General features: G+C 44.0%; 19 protein-coding genes and 1 pseudogene. 4 read left to right on the top strand and 16 right to left on the bottom strand.

Annotated features, from left to right (window positions below; all coding sequences use genetic code 11):
• Window positions 1-53: 53 nt before the first annotated feature.
• From ABLT31_RS09685 to ABLT31_RS09700, 4 genes and pseudogenes are all read right to left on the bottom strand, one after another.
• On the bottom strand, window positions 54-755 hold the full coding sequence (locus ABLT31_RS09685) for a DUF4230 domain-containing protein (RefSeq protein WP_367751124.1): 702 nt from the start codon (window positions 753-755) through the stop codon (window positions 54-56).
• 36 nt (window positions 756-791) lie between these two features.
• Window positions 792-1370 carry a YqaA family protein gene (locus ABLT31_RS09690; protein WP_367751125.1) on the bottom strand — a complete coding sequence of 193 codons (579 nt, stop codon included), beginning with the start codon at window positions 1368-1370 and terminating at the stop codon, window positions 792-794.
• A gap of 79 nt (window positions 1371-1449) precedes the next feature.
• Complete coding sequence (locus tag ABLT31_RS09695) at window positions 1450-1764, bottom strand: hypothetical protein (RefSeq protein WP_367751377.1); 315 nt, start codon at window positions 1762-1764, stop codon at window positions 1450-1452.
• Window positions 1765-1773: 9 nt separating this feature from the next.
• Window positions 1774-1956: pseudogene (locus ABLT31_RS09700) on the bottom strand (DUF309 domain-containing protein); the annotation flags it as partial.
• Window positions 1957-2104: 148 nt separating this feature from the next.
• Here ABLT31_RS09700 and ABLT31_RS09705 point away from each other — a divergent pair.
• Together ABLT31_RS09705 and ABLT31_RS09710 are read left to right on the top strand one after the other, a co-directional pair.
• Entirely contained in the window at window positions 2105-2539 is a 435-nt protein-coding gene (locus ABLT31_RS09705; RefSeq protein WP_367751365.1) for an MgtC/SapB family protein, read from the top strand.
• A 148-nt stretch (window positions 2540-2687) separates the two neighbouring features.
• A complete protein-coding gene (locus ABLT31_RS09710) occupies window positions 2688-2975 on the top strand; it encodes a hypothetical protein (protein WP_367751127.1) in 288 nt (95 codons plus the stop codon).
• Window positions 2976-3017: 42 nt separating this feature from the next.
• Here the strand turns inward: ABLT31_RS09710 and ABLT31_RS09715 are convergent, their stop codons facing one another.
• From ABLT31_RS09715 to asd, 8 genes are all read right to left on the bottom strand, one after another.
• The gene (locus ABLT31_RS09715) at window positions 3018-3842 is read right to left on the bottom strand and encodes an acetyl-CoA hydrolase/transferase family protein (RefSeq protein ID WP_367751129.1); all 825 of its coding nucleotides are present in this window, start codon (window positions 3840-3842) and stop codon (window positions 3018-3020) included.
• Entirely contained in the window at window positions 3805-4317 is a 513-nt protein-coding gene (locus tag ABLT31_RS09720; protein ID WP_367751131.1) for a hypothetical protein, read from the bottom strand. The genes ABLT31_RS09715 and ABLT31_RS09720 overlap by 38 nt, the downstream gene beginning before the upstream one ends.
• Window positions 4318-4416: 99 nt before the next feature.
• Window positions 4417-4914, bottom strand: coding sequence for a metallophosphoesterase family protein (locus ABLT31_RS09725; protein WP_367751133.1), 498 nt, complete (start codon window positions 4912-4914; stop codon window positions 4417-4419).
• 143 nt (window positions 4915-5057) lie between these two features.
• Complete coding sequence (gene parC / locus ABLT31_RS09730) at window positions 5058-7532, bottom strand: DNA topoisomerase IV subunit A (protein ID WP_367751135.1); 2475 nt, start codon at window positions 7530-7532, stop codon at window positions 5058-5060.
• Between the two features lies 1 nt (window position 7533).
• Window positions 7534-9495 (bottom strand): DNA gyrase/topoisomerase IV subunit B, encoded by a 1962-nt coding sequence (locus ABLT31_RS09735; protein WP_367751367.1) that lies wholly within the window; start codon window positions 9493-9495, stop codon window positions 7534-7536.
• Window positions 9496-9599: 104 nt separating this feature from the next.
• The gene (locus ABLT31_RS09740) at window positions 9600-10007 is read right to left on the bottom strand and encodes a hypothetical protein (RefSeq protein ID WP_367751137.1); all 408 of its coding nucleotides are present in this window, start codon (window positions 10005-10007) and stop codon (window positions 9600-9602) included.
• Window positions 10008-10131: 124 nt separating this feature from the next.
• On the bottom strand, window positions 10132-10530 hold the full coding sequence (locus tag ABLT31_RS09745; RefSeq protein WP_367751139.1) for a S1 RNA-binding domain-containing protein: 399 nt from the start codon (window positions 10528-10530) through the stop codon (window positions 10132-10134).
• A gap of 97 nt (window positions 10531-10627) precedes the next feature.
• Window positions 10628-11470, bottom strand: a complete 843-nt coding sequence (asd, locus tag ABLT31_RS09750; RefSeq protein WP_367751141.1) for an archaetidylserine decarboxylase — start codon at window positions 11468-11470, stop codon at window positions 10628-10630.
• A 146-nt stretch (window positions 11471-11616) separates the two neighbouring features.
• On the opposite strand from asd, the gene ABLT31_RS09755 reads away from it, so the two are divergent.
• Both ABLT31_RS09755 and ABLT31_RS09760 read left to right on the top strand, forming a co-directional pair.
• On the top strand, window positions 11617-12066 hold the full coding sequence (locus ABLT31_RS09755; RefSeq protein WP_367751143.1) for a hypothetical protein: 450 nt from the start codon (window positions 11617-11619) through the stop codon (window positions 12064-12066).
• Window positions 12067-12151: 85 nt separating this feature from the next.
• Window positions 12152-12802 (top strand): tropomyosin, encoded by a 651-nt coding sequence (locus ABLT31_RS09760; protein ID WP_367751145.1) that lies wholly within the window; start codon window positions 12152-12154, stop codon window positions 12800-12802.
• A gap of 89 nt (window positions 12803-12891) precedes the next feature.
• On the opposite strand, the gene ABLT31_RS09765 is transcribed toward ABLT31_RS09760, so the two are convergent.
• The 4 genes from ABLT31_RS09765 to ABLT31_RS09780 form a co-directional block, all read right to left on the bottom strand.
• On the bottom strand, window positions 12892-13089 hold the full coding sequence (locus ABLT31_RS09765) for a hypothetical protein (RefSeq protein WP_367751148.1): 198 nt from the start codon (window positions 13087-13089) through the stop codon (window positions 12892-12894).
• A 244-nt stretch (window positions 13090-13333) separates the two neighbouring features.
• The gene (locus ABLT31_RS09770) at window positions 13334-14449 is read right to left on the bottom strand and encodes a PRK06851 family protein (protein ID WP_367751150.1); all 1116 of its coding nucleotides are present in this window, start codon (window positions 14447-14449) and stop codon (window positions 13334-13336) included.
• A gap of 139 nt (window positions 14450-14588) precedes the next feature.
• Complete coding sequence (locus ABLT31_RS09775; RefSeq protein WP_367751152.1) at window positions 14589-15182, bottom strand: hypothetical protein; 594 nt, start codon at window positions 15180-15182, stop codon at window positions 14589-14591.
• 205 nt (window positions 15183-15387) lie between these two features.
• Window positions 15388-15702 (bottom strand): hypothetical protein, encoded by a 315-nt coding sequence (locus ABLT31_RS09780; RefSeq protein ID WP_367751154.1) that lies wholly within the window; start codon window positions 15700-15702, stop codon window positions 15388-15390.
• Between the last annotated feature and the right edge of the window lie 63 nt (window positions 15703-15765).

The following is a 15765-nucleotide window of genomic DNA, read 5'->3' on the forward strand; positions in this document are numbered from 1 at the left end:
TTCCAGTGTAACAGTTGAAAACAAGAAAATCATCAGGAAAATCATCCTGATGATTACTGGAACTTTATATCTGCTTGATATCCTAATCCTTCTAGATAGCTTGTTATTTGGGAAGCGGCCCTTTCTTCGGCCTGCGGGATGATCCCTGCCTCTATGGCCTTTTGGCGAAAGGATTCCTTGGATTCTTGAATCAATCGGTTCCGGTCTTCAAGGGAGATCCGGCGAAAGATCATATCCGATTCTCCAGAAAAATGAAGTTCGCTATCCACCGAAAAAATTTCTGCGCGGGGAAACGTGATCATCACACGGTCACCCTCTTTTTCTATCTCAACCTGCGATTCTTCCAAGTTGATTCCAGCCATAACCGATGCCGTGCCTGTTGCAAGAATCGATTTTTTTAACTGAAAGAGGAAAAAATCCTTCTGATCCTTCCATTCAAAAACATCCACATAGTGGTGCTGTACGGTCGCAAGCTTGGAAATGGATTTCACGCTTGTCAGTACCGAAGCTTCCTGCCGGCTTTTTTCCTTCGCGAGCATGGCATAGCCCATGGCTGCTGCCACTCCAACCACAAAAAAAACAATAGCGAAAACCAAAGCGGTTAAAGTCCATAGGCGTTTCCGCCATGCATCTTCAATCTGATAAGAAATTTCCGCGGCGGTTGACACCTCTGTTGTAGCGGTTAAAATCTCGTGGATGGACTTCTTCGGATAAAACATGAGGCGTTCCACCATCCTATAACGATTTGTTTTCATTGCTATATAAATACTCGGGACGGCTCGTACATTATACTAACGCGACTTTGCTTTCTTGTAAACAAACCCTCCTATAATAGCAAGCCCGGCTACAGCAAATGTAATCGGTCCTAGGTATTGTGAGATAAAGTCCATCGCTTCGTCACCATAGTAGACAATGATCCCAGCAATAGCGAAAAACCGCGCACCTCGACCTATCACGGACGCAATCATTACCGTAGCGATATTCGCCTTAAAAACACCGGCTGCAACAGTAAACACTTTATATGGAATGGGAGTAAAAGCTGCCACGAACATAGCCCAGCCTCCATACCGGGAAAATAGCATTTCTACTTTGGCGATTTGTTCCTCTGGGATAAATCTCAATAAGATCGGCCGGCCTAGCCGCTTCCCTATCCAAATGCCCAGCAGTGCCCCCAATACCGAGGAAATGGTAGTAGCTAAGGCGAGCATCCAAGCCATGTCTGTATCCATGAGCGCAAGAGGAATCAGCAGCACGTCCGGAGGAATGGGAAAAAACGCAGACTCAAAAAATGACATGATGGATAATCCCCAAATTCCATAGTCCAATAAGATTTCGATTATTTGCTCCATCCAAGTATGTAAAGAAGACATGTTTATTCTCCCAGATTTATTTTTCTAGCAACTATATTATTAGGCCACAAGCCGGATGAATTGGCAACCCCTTTTCCCATCATCCCCTCTTTTTTCTAGCTTTTTGTTCCTCTCTCGCCTGAATAATCTCCGTGCGATCCCTTAGCGTATGCCGATGGATCAGCCCATTTTCCCTGCTGCTTGGTTCCTGCCAAATCATCCCTCTCCTCTTGCATTCCTGAATGCATGATTCTAGCAATGAAGGATCATCAAAAACTAAATTAATATCCGTGTATTCCTTCTCCTCCTTAATCTGCACGATTCGCTCCTGAAGCAAAGCTCGCATGCCTTGAAAATTCAATCCCAATTCTTTAAAGTCGGCTAGCACCATGCGTTTGAGGCTACTCTCTAACATTTTTTGAGCTCCTCTGAAGTTTCCTCTTCGATGGTGATATACTCCAACCGCTAATTGAATTAAGACGACCCACCTATCCAACCGTTCGGGTTGTGATTTCCAATATTCCTCGAGAATCTCATGACACTCAAAAAAATCTCGGTCTCCGTGAAAATGAACTAAATAATTAATGTATTCTTTTGGATAAACCATCTTTTTCTCCTTCTATCATAATCAAGCTTCGTGATTAATATAATAATAAGACATTTTTGCACTTATTTCTAATGGAAAGGAGGGTTTTCCCATCTCTGCAAACTTTCCGCTACTTGCAGGTATAAACTTTGAGCCGTATCTAAAAATCCTGCTTGCGGTCCTGGTCGGGTTTCTTATCGGATGGGACCGCGAGGTCAAGAACAAACCTGCAGGCATAAAAACCTATTCCTTTGTTACAGTAGCCTCTACCCTCATGTCTATCATTTCTGTAGACATGTTTCACGTTTATGCACACGATGGGTTAACGATGATGGACCCAGCTCGATTAGCCGCCCAGATCCCGCCAGCCCTCGGCTTTATTGGTGCAGGTTTGATCCTGAAGCAAGGCCAGCGTGTTTCTGGCCTCACCTCCGCTTCCATGATTCTTTTTGCAGGAGGAATCGGGATTGCTATAGGAACGGGATATTACGGAATCATGGCCTTTAGCCTCATCTTGATGATGGCTGTGATCAAGATTGGAAATGCATTAAACGGGCGCTTCTGCTCTTCTGAAGAAGAGGTGCCAGAAGATCATCTCGATTAGTCTAAGCTAAGGTGGTCCCATTCATGTATCTGCCGAAGACTGAAATAAAGTCATTAGGCAGATACATGTTTTTGTAACTTATATGTAATCGCTTACGTATATAATTCTAAGTAACTTTTACCATATAAAGGGGGTAAATGAGTTTCACATGAAAAAACAATCTGAACCTCAATTCCCTTACCACCAGAGCCAAGTCCACCTTGATACCAGTGCAGAAGGAGAGCTTCATGCAGTAGACATCTACATCGAGAATCGTCTGGTCAATCGCAAATTATTTTTTTCCCCCCAAGAAGCCAACATCCATGTTTTCAATCTTCAACTTGCCATTCAGCTTGGAGCCACATTCAACGATAAGGGCTACTGGGCGTTTGACGGCTACCCTCCAGACCAAAAGAAAAAAATTCAAGAAGAGTACTATCGCTTATCCAAAGGATAGAAAGAAACCGGGCAATGAATATCGCCCGGTTTCTTTTTTTTATTAAATCATAAAACCTATTTTTTTCGCCTCAAAAGCTAACTCCTCGCGAAACTTAGGGTGTGCGATGGCAATCAAGGCTTTTGTTCTCTCAGAAATGCTTCTTCCTCTTAGTTCAGCAACACCATATTCTGTTACGACTCGGTCCACATCATTCTTGGAAGTCGTAACGACCGATCCCAGAGATAGCTGAGGCCGAATCCTGGAGACAGTTTCGTTCTTAATCGTTGAATGCATGCAAATAAATCCCTTGCCTTGTCTAGCAAATCGGGCTCCCCTTGCAAAGTCGGATTGTCCCCCGCTCGAGCTGTAATACTTGCCCCCAACTGTCTCCGATGCACATTGTCCAAAGAAATCGACTTCCGTTGTCGCATTGATCGAAATCATCTTATCCTCTCTGGCAATCTGGCGAGGATCGTTCACTTCTTCAACCGGCAAAAAGGAAACCCCTGTATTCTCATGAATATATTCATAAAGTCGATTGGTACCCAACGCGAAGGTAGCTACGATTTTCCCCGGATGGGTTTTCTTGGCCACCCCATTTACAACGCCGCGCTCAACGAGATCGACTACCCCATCAGAAAGAAGCTCCGTATGGATGCCCAAATTCCTATGATTGACCAGTAAGCTAATCACCGCATTGGGAATGGCACCGATACCCGCCTGTATCGTTGATTCATTTTCGATTTGTTCGGCAATGAAAGTAGCAATCCGGCGGTCCACCTCTGTGATAATGGGAGGCTGCACCTCATGCATGGGATAATCCTGAATGGTATAACCAGCAATTTGGCTAATATGAATTTGATTGGCGCCAAACGTACGCGGCATATTCTGGTTTACTTCCAGGAAAAAAAGGAACCTTCCCTACAAAAGAAGCAATATAATCCGCTTGCGTTCCAAACGAAAAATAACCATGCTCATCAATAGGGGAAGCACAGGCAATGACAAGGGATGTTTTTGTCGTCTCCCTTAATATCCGAGGCACTTCGTGAAAATGATTAGGGACTAGGTCACAATTCCCCTGTAAAAAGGCCTTCCGAGAAGCACCGCTCAAAAAATAAGCAACATGTTTTAGATTCCCTGCATATTTTCCATTGATATAGTCCCGTTCGCGAAGGGCATGCATCTGGTGGATACGCACATCTCTAAAGCGGGCAGCATTTTCCTCTATACAATCCAATACCGCCTTCGGCTCCCCATTGGCCAACGGCAAGATAATATCATCTCCATCTTGAATCAGGTCCAGCACATCTTCCGGTCTTTTTCTTTTTTCCTTTAATAAATCCATCAGCGATGTCGTCATTCCGCTTTCTCCTCCAAAATTTTCCTCAACTTTATTATTGTAACATATCAGACGAAAAGAAAAGATGAAAAATGTCTGAACAATTACCAATTCCTCCGACTATGTCTTATCGCTGTAATAGAAATGCTGGGCCTGAATTGTACTTGAGAGGGCCAAGATGCCATAAGAATATTGGAGCTGGCGTCGCTTATCGGTAGGAGAACCTGGGTTAAATAGCAAAACCCCTTGATGCTTCCGCAGAAAAGGAACGTGAGAATGGCCAAACAAAATGATATCCACCTTTTCCCCAGCGAAAGCTTCCCAAGCTCGAACCTCTGTTGTCTTCTTTATTCCATCTCCGTGGACCATGCCAATCCTGTATCCAGAAAAGGTAAGGATCTTCTTTCTCCCGAATCGCCCTACGATCTCTTCACCATCATTATTTCCCGCTACGCCATCTAGCGGGGCAAGCTTTTCAAATGCCCGGACAACCTCTAACTGAGTCCAATCACCCGCATGGAGGATCAAATCTACATTTTTCAACCCTTTAAGAAGAGCCTGGGGAATTTGCTTTGAACGGGACGGCATGTGAGTATCCGATATAACTCCAATTCTCATCTCATTTCTCCTCTTCGAATCATAAGTATATAGCTATAGTTTAACAGATTTTACCTTTCGATGTGCATACCGGCCTTATAGTTCCGCACTAAAAATAGCCGTACGACATTTGTCGTACGGCTTTTATCGAATCCTGCGCTTCCCTAGGAAATATCTGTTTCCTCATCCGGCTTGTCATCTATTATGAGCGGCCGTTGATAAATTTTGAGGACTTCTTCTCCCTTATCAAGGGATAATAAATCTTTTCCCGTGCCCCCTTGTTCGGAGATATCTAACTGGTTCGCTTGGAGGATATCCTCCCGATCTTTATTCGTCAGATAATAAATATCTCCGGACAGTTCGCCACTTAAAAACGCGTACACTAGGCGATGAGGCTTTGTCTTTCGCTTTCGTATGACAAGCAATCCCTTTCCGCCGCGGGCCTGAACAAGGAAATCGGAAACGTACATGCGTTTGCCTATTCCTTCAGCCGTGAGAACGGCTAATACCCGCTCATCATCTTCTTTGGTTACAAAAGCGCCGATAAGACGGTCGGTTTCAGCCAGCTTCATGGCTTTCACCCCTGCCGTGTTCCTTCCCATCGCATTAACTTCCTTCAATGAGAACTGGATGGCCATCCCCTCTTGGCTTACCAGAAGCAATTGCTCTTCTTCACCAGCCAAAAACACCTGCATCACGGTGTCGTCCTCTTTCAGCTTTACCGCAGCAATGCCTCGCTTCTTAAAGTTCGTACTGTATTCCGATAAAGCTGTCTTTTTTACCATTCCCCTGGCGGTTGCAAAATGAATGTAAGCCTCAGGCTGATTAAAGTCTTCGATAGGCAAGATACCGACCATCTTCTGATCTTTTCCCCAGCCTACTACATTCACCAGCGCCGTTCCGGGATCTTTCCAGCGGGCATCCGGTATTTCATGGACAGGCACTTGATAGTACATCCCATCATTGGTAAAAAGAAGCAAGGAGTGAATCGTATTGACCCGGAAAAAGTGCTGAATCCGATCCCCTTCTTTCACGCCTGCCGTTTCCAGGCTGCCTCCTGAACTGCTGAAAGAACGTAAAGAAACGCGCTTAATATACAGGTCTTCCGATATGGTTACTATGACATCTTCAGAAGGAACCGTAACCGATATATCTACCTCAATGGTTTCTATTTCATCCTGGATCACGGTTCTTCGGTCATTGCCATACTTCTTCCCGATTTCTCCAAGCTCTTTTTCTATTACTTTCTTAAGCTGCTTCTCACTCGTTAAGATGGCATTCCATTCTTTGAGTTTTTTATGGAGTTCTTGTTCTTCCTTCTCGTACTTTTTAATGTCAAGCTTCGTTAATTGATGAAGGCGGATGTCCAGAATCGCTTCGGCTTGCTCATGCGTGAAACCGTACTTAGCCATTAGGTTTTCCCTTGCATCTTCCCTTCCATCCGAGTCCATAATGGTATCTATGACTTCACGCAGAATAGAGATGGCTTTGATAATCCCTTCCACGATATGAAGCCGTTTTTCTGCCCTGTCATAATCATACTGGGTGCGGCGGGTAACCACTTCTTTCTGGTGCTCAATATACGCGCTCAGAATTTCCTTTAAGCCCATCTGCTTCGGATGGGTATTCGAGATGACCAGCATGTTGAAGCTGTAGGAGATTTGCAGATCTGTTTTTTTATACAGATAATTTAAAATCCCTTCCACTTCAGCATCCTTCCGTATTTCAAGAACAATTCTTAGGCCTTCCCGGTCCGTTTCATCCCTTACTTCTAGCAGGCCATCGACATTTTTATCTATAATCTCTTCATCGATCTGCTGCACAAGGGCTTTTTTCTTTACCGTATACGGAATTTCATCAATTACGATGAGCTGCCTGCCCTGCTTGCCCTTTTCTAGATGGGTCTTGGATCGAATGACAATACGTCCTGAGCCCGTCCGATAGGCTTTTTTGATTTCCGACTTTCCTTGGATGATACCGCCTAAAGGAAGGTCTGGCCCCGGAATATGAGTCATCAGCTCATCGAGAGTGAGGTCGGGGTTATTAAGCAAGGCAATGGTTCCATTAATGACTTCCCTCAAATTATGGGTTGGTATCTCCGTCGCAAAACCAATGGAGATCCCCGTTACCCCATTGACCAGCAAGTTTGGAAAACGGGAGGGAAGAACCGTCGGTTCCTTTGTCGTATTGTCATAGTTGGGAATGAAGTCGACCGTTTCCTTCTCAATATCCCTCAGCATCTCCGTAGAGATTTCGGTCAAACGGGCTTCTGTATACCTCATGGCTGCCGCCGAATCCCCATCTACGGTCCCCCAGTGACCATGTCCATCGATCAGCGGCTCCCTCATTTTGTGATTCTGAACAAGATTAACCATCGTCTCATAGATGGAAGAATCCCCATGAGGATGATAATTCCCCATGACATCCCCGACCGTCTTTGCCGATTTCCGATACGGCCGATCCGGTAGATTCCGCTCCTTGTACATGGAATACAGTACTCTTCTCTGTACAGGCTTCAATCCATCGCGAACATCCGGGATGGCCCGCGATAAAATGATATATCGGGCATAATCGCTAAACCGGGAGCGATAGACGTCCCGGACACTCATCTGCATATATTCCTGGTTGAATAGGCTCACACTATTCCTCCTCAACAACAAACTTCACATTTTGTTCAATCCACTCTCGGCGAGGAGGAACCTTGTCCCCCATCAGAACGGTTACGATGCGCTCTGCCTCTGCAGCGTCTTCAATATCTACCTGGATCAATCGGCGGGTGGCGGGATTCATCGTCGTATCCCAAAGCTGCTCAGCATTCATTTCGCCTAAGCCTTTATACCGCTGTATTTCTGCCGTCTTGCCCAGTTTTTTCATAGCAAGGCTTCTTTCTTCTTCCGACCAGCAGTAAATGATTTCTTGCTTCTTTTTATCTGGTCTGGAAACTTTGTATAGGGGCGGTTGGGCAATATAGACCTTTCCCCGTTTCACCAGTTCAGAAAAGTAGCGATAGAACAAAGTCAGCAGAAGAATTTGGATATGCGCTCCATCATAATCGGCATCGGTCATGATAATAATTTTTCCAAAAGCACATCGATTCGCATCGAATTCATCCGCAATGCCTGTCTCGATCACTTCCACAATCGTATTGATTTCCTCGTTGCCGCTCGGACCGATCACTTCATAAATTTTTTTCTTCTCCACATTGATGGGTTTCCCGCGCAGGCTAAGTACAGCCTGGAAGTTTCGATCCCGCCCGTTAATGGCTGATCCTCCTGCACTGTCTCCCTCAACGATGAAGAGTTCATTTTTCTCCGGATCCCGCTTGGCAGGAGGAGTAAATTTATCGCTGATGCTCTTTCTGCCCTTTTTCTTTTTCTTACCTGGGTTTTTCAGGGCTTCCGTTGCTTTCTTGATTTCTTCTTTGATCCGGCGCGATTCGATCGCCCGATCGATGATCAGCTTAGCCACCTCAGGGTTTTCCTCTAAAAAGAATACCATTTTTTCCCCGACAAACCCCTCAACCGCGGATCTGGCTTCCTCGCTGCCCAGCTTGTCCTTCGTTTGGCTTTCGAACTGCGGATTATCCATTCGAATGCTCAGAACAGCCATCAAGCCTTCCCTGTAATCATTTCCGGAGAGGTTCTTATCATTTTTCTTCAAGTAGTTATGTTTTCTGGCATAGTCATTCAATGCTTTAGTTATGGCATTGCGAAAGCCGGAAACATGCGTTCCTTCGTCAATCGTAGGGATCGTATTCACATAGGACAGCAAATTATCGACAGAAGAATCATTGTATTGGAAGGCTAATTCAACATCAATTCCTTCCTTTTCACCCTCGAAGTAAACAATGTTGTGGAACGTTGTTTTTCCATCGTTCAAATATTCAACAAACGCCTTAATCCCTTCTTGGAAATGAAAGGTTTCCTCACGGCTAGGAACCACTCGTTCATCCTTCAGATGAATCGTGACGCCTTTCAACAGGAAAGCGTTATCCTTCAGCCGTTCTTTTAAGGTTTCAAAATGGAACTGCGTCTCGCTAAATACGCGGCTATCCGGCTTAAAGCGAACGATAGTGCCCCTTTTATTGGTTTTCCCGACGACTTCGAGCCCTGTCACGGGATGCCCTACTTTTTCTTCTTGTTTTGATGTTTCTTCGATATATTCAAAGCGTTGCTTATATATTTTTCCATCACGATGGATCTGGACTTCTAGCCATTCCGATAAGGCATTGACGACACTCGCGCCTACCCCGTGCAATCCGCCGGATTTCTTATATCCGTCTCCTCCACCAAATTTGCCGCCTGCATGGAGTACTGTAAAAACGACCGTAGGGGTGGGTATTCCTTCATCTCGGTTTATTCCCGTAGGTATCCCTCGTCCATTGTCCTCTACAGTCACGCTATTGTCTTTATGTATGGTTACTCGGATAGTGTCGCAAAATCCTGCAAGCACCTCATCCTTCGAGTTATCGATAATCTCCCAAACTAAGTGATGCAATCCCCTCGTTCCCGTAGAACCGATATACATCCCCGGTCTAACCCGAACAGCAGTCAAACCTTTGAGGACTCTTATGTCGTCATCACTATATAGCTTCTCTTTCATCTGACTCAACTGGACTTCCCCCTTTGCTTTTAAAATGTACTGGTTTTTTACTGATATTGCAAGAAGGAATACAAAAAAACCCTTTTACACAAGGGTTTTTTACGTCAAGTTTGGGGTTTTTGATCTTCTAGGGCAAGATTTTTCATGGTCCTCTTCACAAGTTCGGCAATATTATTTCCGCAGTCTGGGCAGAATTTTGTCGTAATCGGAACGATTTGACTGCATGAATCACAAGACACTAGGTCCTTTAGCAAAAGCACCTTGCTTTTCATGCCTTCAATTTGCCTTTGAAGATGCTGAATGGAATGCACTTGCACGTTCACATGATTTTTTGTTTCTTGGGATTCCATCTCCGGATCAAGGAACACCTTTTCTCCAATCGATTGGTATAGTCGATCCCTATCTGTTTCTAGCTTTTTAATCTGCGTATTGAGTTTATTGATCTCCAAAGCGTCCTGAGACTTCCGGGTGGCGATATCGAGTGTCCCTTTAACCTTATTTAAGAACCTCATTAGCCTTAACCTGCCCTCCCGATATTTCCATATTTAACTCCAGTATATGTAAAAGGGATTTTAAGCAGAACGGCAGTTGGAAATTCTTAAAAGAAAAAAGGAAAAACCACTCTAGGAGAGTGGTTTATCTTCTTTTTTCACGCTTGCCGAGATCGCTCATTTTGTCTTCGCTCGTTTTCGCCCATTTTTTCATAAGGCTTTCGAAATCATCCTTTTGAGGAGCTTGATGGCGCCCCTGGCCTCGATCATCGCGTTTTCTGAACGGAGGACGATTATTAGGTTTCGGCTCCTCATTGATTCTCATCGTTAAGGAGATTTTTCCATCGGGTTTGATTTCAGTTACTTTGACTTGAACCTTATCGTCCACTTTAAGAACTTGGTTAATATCCTGGACATAAGAAGAAGAAATCTGGGAAATGTGGACTAGACCTTGCTTGTTATCGCCAAGGCTAACAAAGGCTCCAAAGGACTGAACCCCAACTACCGTACCTTCAATAATTTTTCCTACTTCAATCGTACTCAAAAAATGTTCCCCCTAAACTAATATGTACATATAGAATATACATCAAAAATGAAATGAAATAAAGAGCTACCCTAAGAAAAAAAATGGAAATAATATCTTATTCAGTCAATTTTCCTATCTGTTGACCCATCTGCACTTGCATACCTTCATGGATGTGGGTTTCAAACTCCACTTTTCCCTTTTCAAAGACAAGCACAACGGTTGAGCCAAACTCAAAGAAGCCCAATTCTCCTCCGCGCTCCACGGGGATCGCAGCAGGCAAATGCGTTTGCACCAAGGTACCTGATTTTATATTGGTCCCTGCCTCTTTACTATATCCAACTTTGACGCTTCCTACAACTGTGGCACCGACTTTGACTACGCCCACCCGGCCTGCATTCGAACGGATAAAGGTGATGAGCCGCTCATTCATGGCAAATAGTCCCTTCACGGCACGTACTCCAAACGCGTTAACGGGAAACAGGGTTCCTGGTAAATAACTATAGTCTGTAATCTCCCCTTTAACGGGAGAATGCACCCTGTGATAATCGCGAGGGCTTAAATATATAGTGATAAACCTGCCTCCCTCGTAGGAGGCTGCTTCTGATTCCGGGATGCCCAATAAATTCCAGACTGTATAGGTCACCCCTTTTGCCTGAATAAGCTGTCCTTCCTTAATCTCACCGAATGCCGCAATTCGGCCGTCAGCTGGACTAACCACAGCTTTGGGAGAAGAAGCAATGGGGCGAAGCTCCTCTCTTAGCTTACGGGTGAAGAACTCGTTTAATGTACGATATTCGCCAGCCAATTTTTCTGCCTCTTCAACAGAGATCTGAAAAATTCGGGAAAATATAGGAATGAGGCCCTTGCTCAACGGATGATGGGCGAATTTCCCGATCACCCTCGACAGCGCATGAGTAGGCATGATTTTCATAAGTTGCAACAAAAACAAGTCTTTCATCCAAGTCCTCCAAGTGTTATGTACATTATTTTATTGTAGAACAATGAAGTCAAAAAGCAAAGTTAAAATAAGTGATTCGATTTTCTCTCCGCAATCATGATATAGTGAAGAAAACCTCAGTCTGCAGAAGAGGAAGGAGACTTTCGTTGAATAACCACCATGCTTTTTTTTCGATTGACCCGGGGGAGCATATCGGATATGCTGTGTCCTCTGGTGCAGAAATCCTAGAAGCGGGGGTCATAACAGGAAAGACGGAAGCAGAGCGTTTTGGGATGCTCCAGGAGAAACTAAATACCTTTCTGCCTGATATTATTCTCATCGAAAACAGCTATAAATATAAAAAAAAAGTTGGTCATATGCTTAAACAGTTTCCGGAAGAAAATCGGCCAGGAATCTATCTTCGGGATGCAAATCAAGTTCAAGCCCGCCTGTTCGGCAAACCTTACGGTAAATACGGCAAAGATAAAACCCGCCATCGCGAAGAGCGAAACCGATTAGTCGAACAGTACTTTGGCGCCCTTTACGAAGTTCATGCCAATGATGCGCTTTTGATGATTATAGACTGGCATCAATCCCCTACCTTAGTCCCAAGGTAAGTCCTTCATTGCCACATTTATAGAGCGATGATATACTCAAGTTGTTATGCAAAAAGAATGGAAGGTATTTGCCAAGGGGGAGCACATGTTAAAAAAAGGCTTAATCGCTACTGCCTTTCTTGCTGTACCGCTGCTATTAACAGGCTGTGCTCAAGAAAAAGTAATGGATACTGAACTTATACGATTACAGAATAAAGTGAAGGACCTAGAAACTACCCAAAAATTAAAAGAAGATGAATATGCTCGCGTTAATCAGAAGGTCACCCAATTAGAAGAACAGCTAAATCAGCATAATGAACAGATTTCTGACTTAATGGATGTTGCATCTGTCCAGAATGGAGGAGTATTCCCTGTCATTATCCAAGATGTAAAGCTGACTTCAGAAAAAATGGATGCTCAGGGGAGAATTTGGGGGGAATTTGACCTCAATGTTACCTTATACAATGGCACCGATCAATTAATTGCAGACCGCATTTCGGCCATTCTGATAGAGGATCATCCTGATAAGCCGGGCGATCCACCCAAGGTCCAAAACATCGTCCAGTCCTTTGAAATTAAACCAAAAGAATCAAAATTAATCACATTTACCAACCTTCCCATCAATAAGCCATCTAAACGGCTCAATGTCATTGTCAAGCTGCTAGAGCAGACGAAATCTGGCGCTGCCGTGGGCGTGCCTGGAAAAGCGACATGGGTCGTAGTCCCTACCGTTGTTTTGCCACCGGATGGACAGTAAATGGATAAGCTGGCTGCGGTGCATCATGTGGCCAGCCCTCTTTTATTTTAAGGGAAAAAAATACCGCCCCCCTCATCCCGGGAGCAGCATCAAAATCCTACTATTTGAGCTTGTGTTATTCCTCTTACAAAATCATAATGAAAATTTGCCTGTTGTTGCCTCATCTTAGAAAGAATCCATCCCTTCCGATTCATCCCATCCAATTGCTCCGGAGAAAGCATGCCCTTCGTAACGATCAAGTGGTGCCCTCTGATTCTTTTTCCAATTAAGAATACGTTATTTTCCATGTTCATCAACACCCTTTGTCGTGTTATAGTCCAGCTTGTCCCAAAATTAGTCAATATGCATCAAGTTACTCGAAGTTTGCTATCCTTGTCTATAATTGTAAATAATTAGTGGGCCTTTTCCAACAAAAATCGTTCTCTTTTTTTCGACTGCTTTTAACAAAGATTTTTATTTTTTTACAAATATTCTTGAAATAGTTCTTTGCAATAAAGCAAGGAAGAGAGAAAACTCTCTTCCTTTCCCGTTTTAAGGAGTTTGCTTGGAGGCAGCAACTTGCGCTAATTTGTCGATTTCTTCCTCGATTTCAGCTTTCAGCTGGTTGACCTTGCTGAAATCCATGGCCTCAATATAAATCTTTTCGAGGCGATCATGAAGCGTTTTGGCCTTAGCCAGGGAAGAAATGGCCTCCTTCATTTTATTTGAATAGCGCAGGGAGATTTCTTGAAGCTCATCGGCATATTTTTCGTCGGTTCCCGGTGTAATCGCTCTCTCGTACATATCAATGATTTCATCGTTTGCACGCTCAGGAAAATATTCATGAGGAGCCGTGCTATCAAATATGGCAAAACCCAATTCCCTTACGGTGACCATATCTAAACTGTTGGGATCAAATCCGCAATGATATATCTCTACATCAAAACCACGCTGCTCCGCTTCCGATGCGAGCTTCTTCAGCATCGTAGATTTTCCGGACCCGGGGCGTCCTTTGATAAAATATCTCTTGCCCACATCCTCAGTCAGATTTTGGATAAAGTCCACTGCTCCCTTCGGGGTCGCCGCTCCAAGATAGCGATGGCGGACATCGGGCTGTTTTGCTAACTTTTTGCCGGAAAACAGGCGATCAATCAACTCATGCGTCAATTGATTCGCTTGCTCAAAATCCATATTTTCAATGTAAATTTTTTCCCACTCATCATGAATGCTTAAGGCTTGTGAAAACAACGCATAGGCCTCTTGAAAAGACTCTGCAATTTGTCCCGAAACTTCTTGAATTTCCTGCTTGTGCAGGGATAATTTTTGAGCATCCCAAGCACATCCGAGGTTAACGTACTGTTCAACGGCTCCCGGGGCCTTCGGCTCTATCACATGCGGAGCGGTTCCATCGACAATACCTGTCTTTAACTCAGGAATAATCACTCCATCAATGGATTCATTATCTGAGGAGCAATGCAATAGTTCGATGTCATAGCCCTGTTCCGAGAACTTGCTCGCTATGCTTTTCATTAGGGAAGATTTACCTGTTCCAGGACCTCCCTTTAAAATAAATAACCGATCTAAACCTTGCAGGTTTGAGTCATAAAAATGATGGAAGCCCCTTGCCGTGTTGCCTCCTGCATAATAATTTTTTATTTTTCCTGCCATCCTTAACACTCCTTGCTTCTTCTGTTGTAGTCAAACAGGTTTGTGCCTGCCGGTCATACAACATATGCAAAAGGGGCCGGATGGGTGTATGCCTATATAAAACAGGCCATGCGGGAGCTCGCCCGCATGGCCTGCTATTCTAGTGTACATGTTCTACATGGCGTGAGATCTCGAGCACGTCGCCTCCACCCTCAACCTTCAGGGCATTCGCCGTAGCAATCGCTTTCTCGCCCGCTTTGAGTAATACGGTAACCCGAATCACTTCGGATTCCTCCTCGTCATCAACCGGATTAAAGTAACAAACCAGCGTATCTGATCCATCCATCCGCTTAATGGATGCCTCTTCCAGGTAAGCCATAAACTCTGATTCTTCATTGTATCGGACATACAGCAAGTCGTCCTTATATTTTTCTTCTAACATCCGTGCCAGCTCTCGACCATTGTGATATTCCACCTGAAGCGTCCCTAAATGCGAAAAATTCACAAATTCGTCTTCCCATAGCAAGTCATCTAAGAAGATTTGCATTTCCTTCTCTTCAAGGGGGGATAAATCCCTTTTGCGAAAAACCTTCATTTCCTCATCGGAAAATGAAACATCAGTGACCTCTTCTCCATCTCTGGTCAAAGTAATGTCTAAGGAGTCCAACCCGCTATGCTGTACCTTAAAATCCCACTTCGTCAAATCATAAATAATTGAAGAAATTCCCATTCGTGGCTGTTCTTGATGTAACAAATCTACGCCTCCTCCACTCGGAACTATCCATATTTATTTCCTTTGAGAAGAAACATTATGTAAAGAAAAAAGCTTCCTCAAACGAGGAAGCCAATAACTCTCAACCAACCAAAAGCATTAGTTAATTGATACTTAAACAATATCATATGGCTGGCTTATTGTATAACAATAATTATTACCAAAGGCTATAAAAGTTACCATATGCCTATTCTTCTTCTGTTTTTTCAGCGTCTTTCTCTTCGCTTTTTTCAACCTTAAGGACTTCTCCACCCAAATGAATATAGACATATGGGTCGGTCTCCTCATTACCAATGACGGATTGCTTGAGACCATCTATAAAGTGGGTTGTGACATCCAGAAAGTTTTGCTTCTCTCCTTCATCCTCCAACTGCCCCAATACATAAAGATCGCCTTGATCCTTATACATGTAGGAAAGATAACCCACCGCTTTTCCCTTTGCATTGACTACATTCAAGATCTCGCCATGTTCATTACGGAATTGGGGTTCAAGGAATATCATGATTCTCACCATCTTTACAGTTTTTAGGCCTTAATAATTTTCACCTAACAAAACCGTTCTATT

The sequence above is a fragment of the Ammoniphilus soli genome, assembly GCF_040813775.1.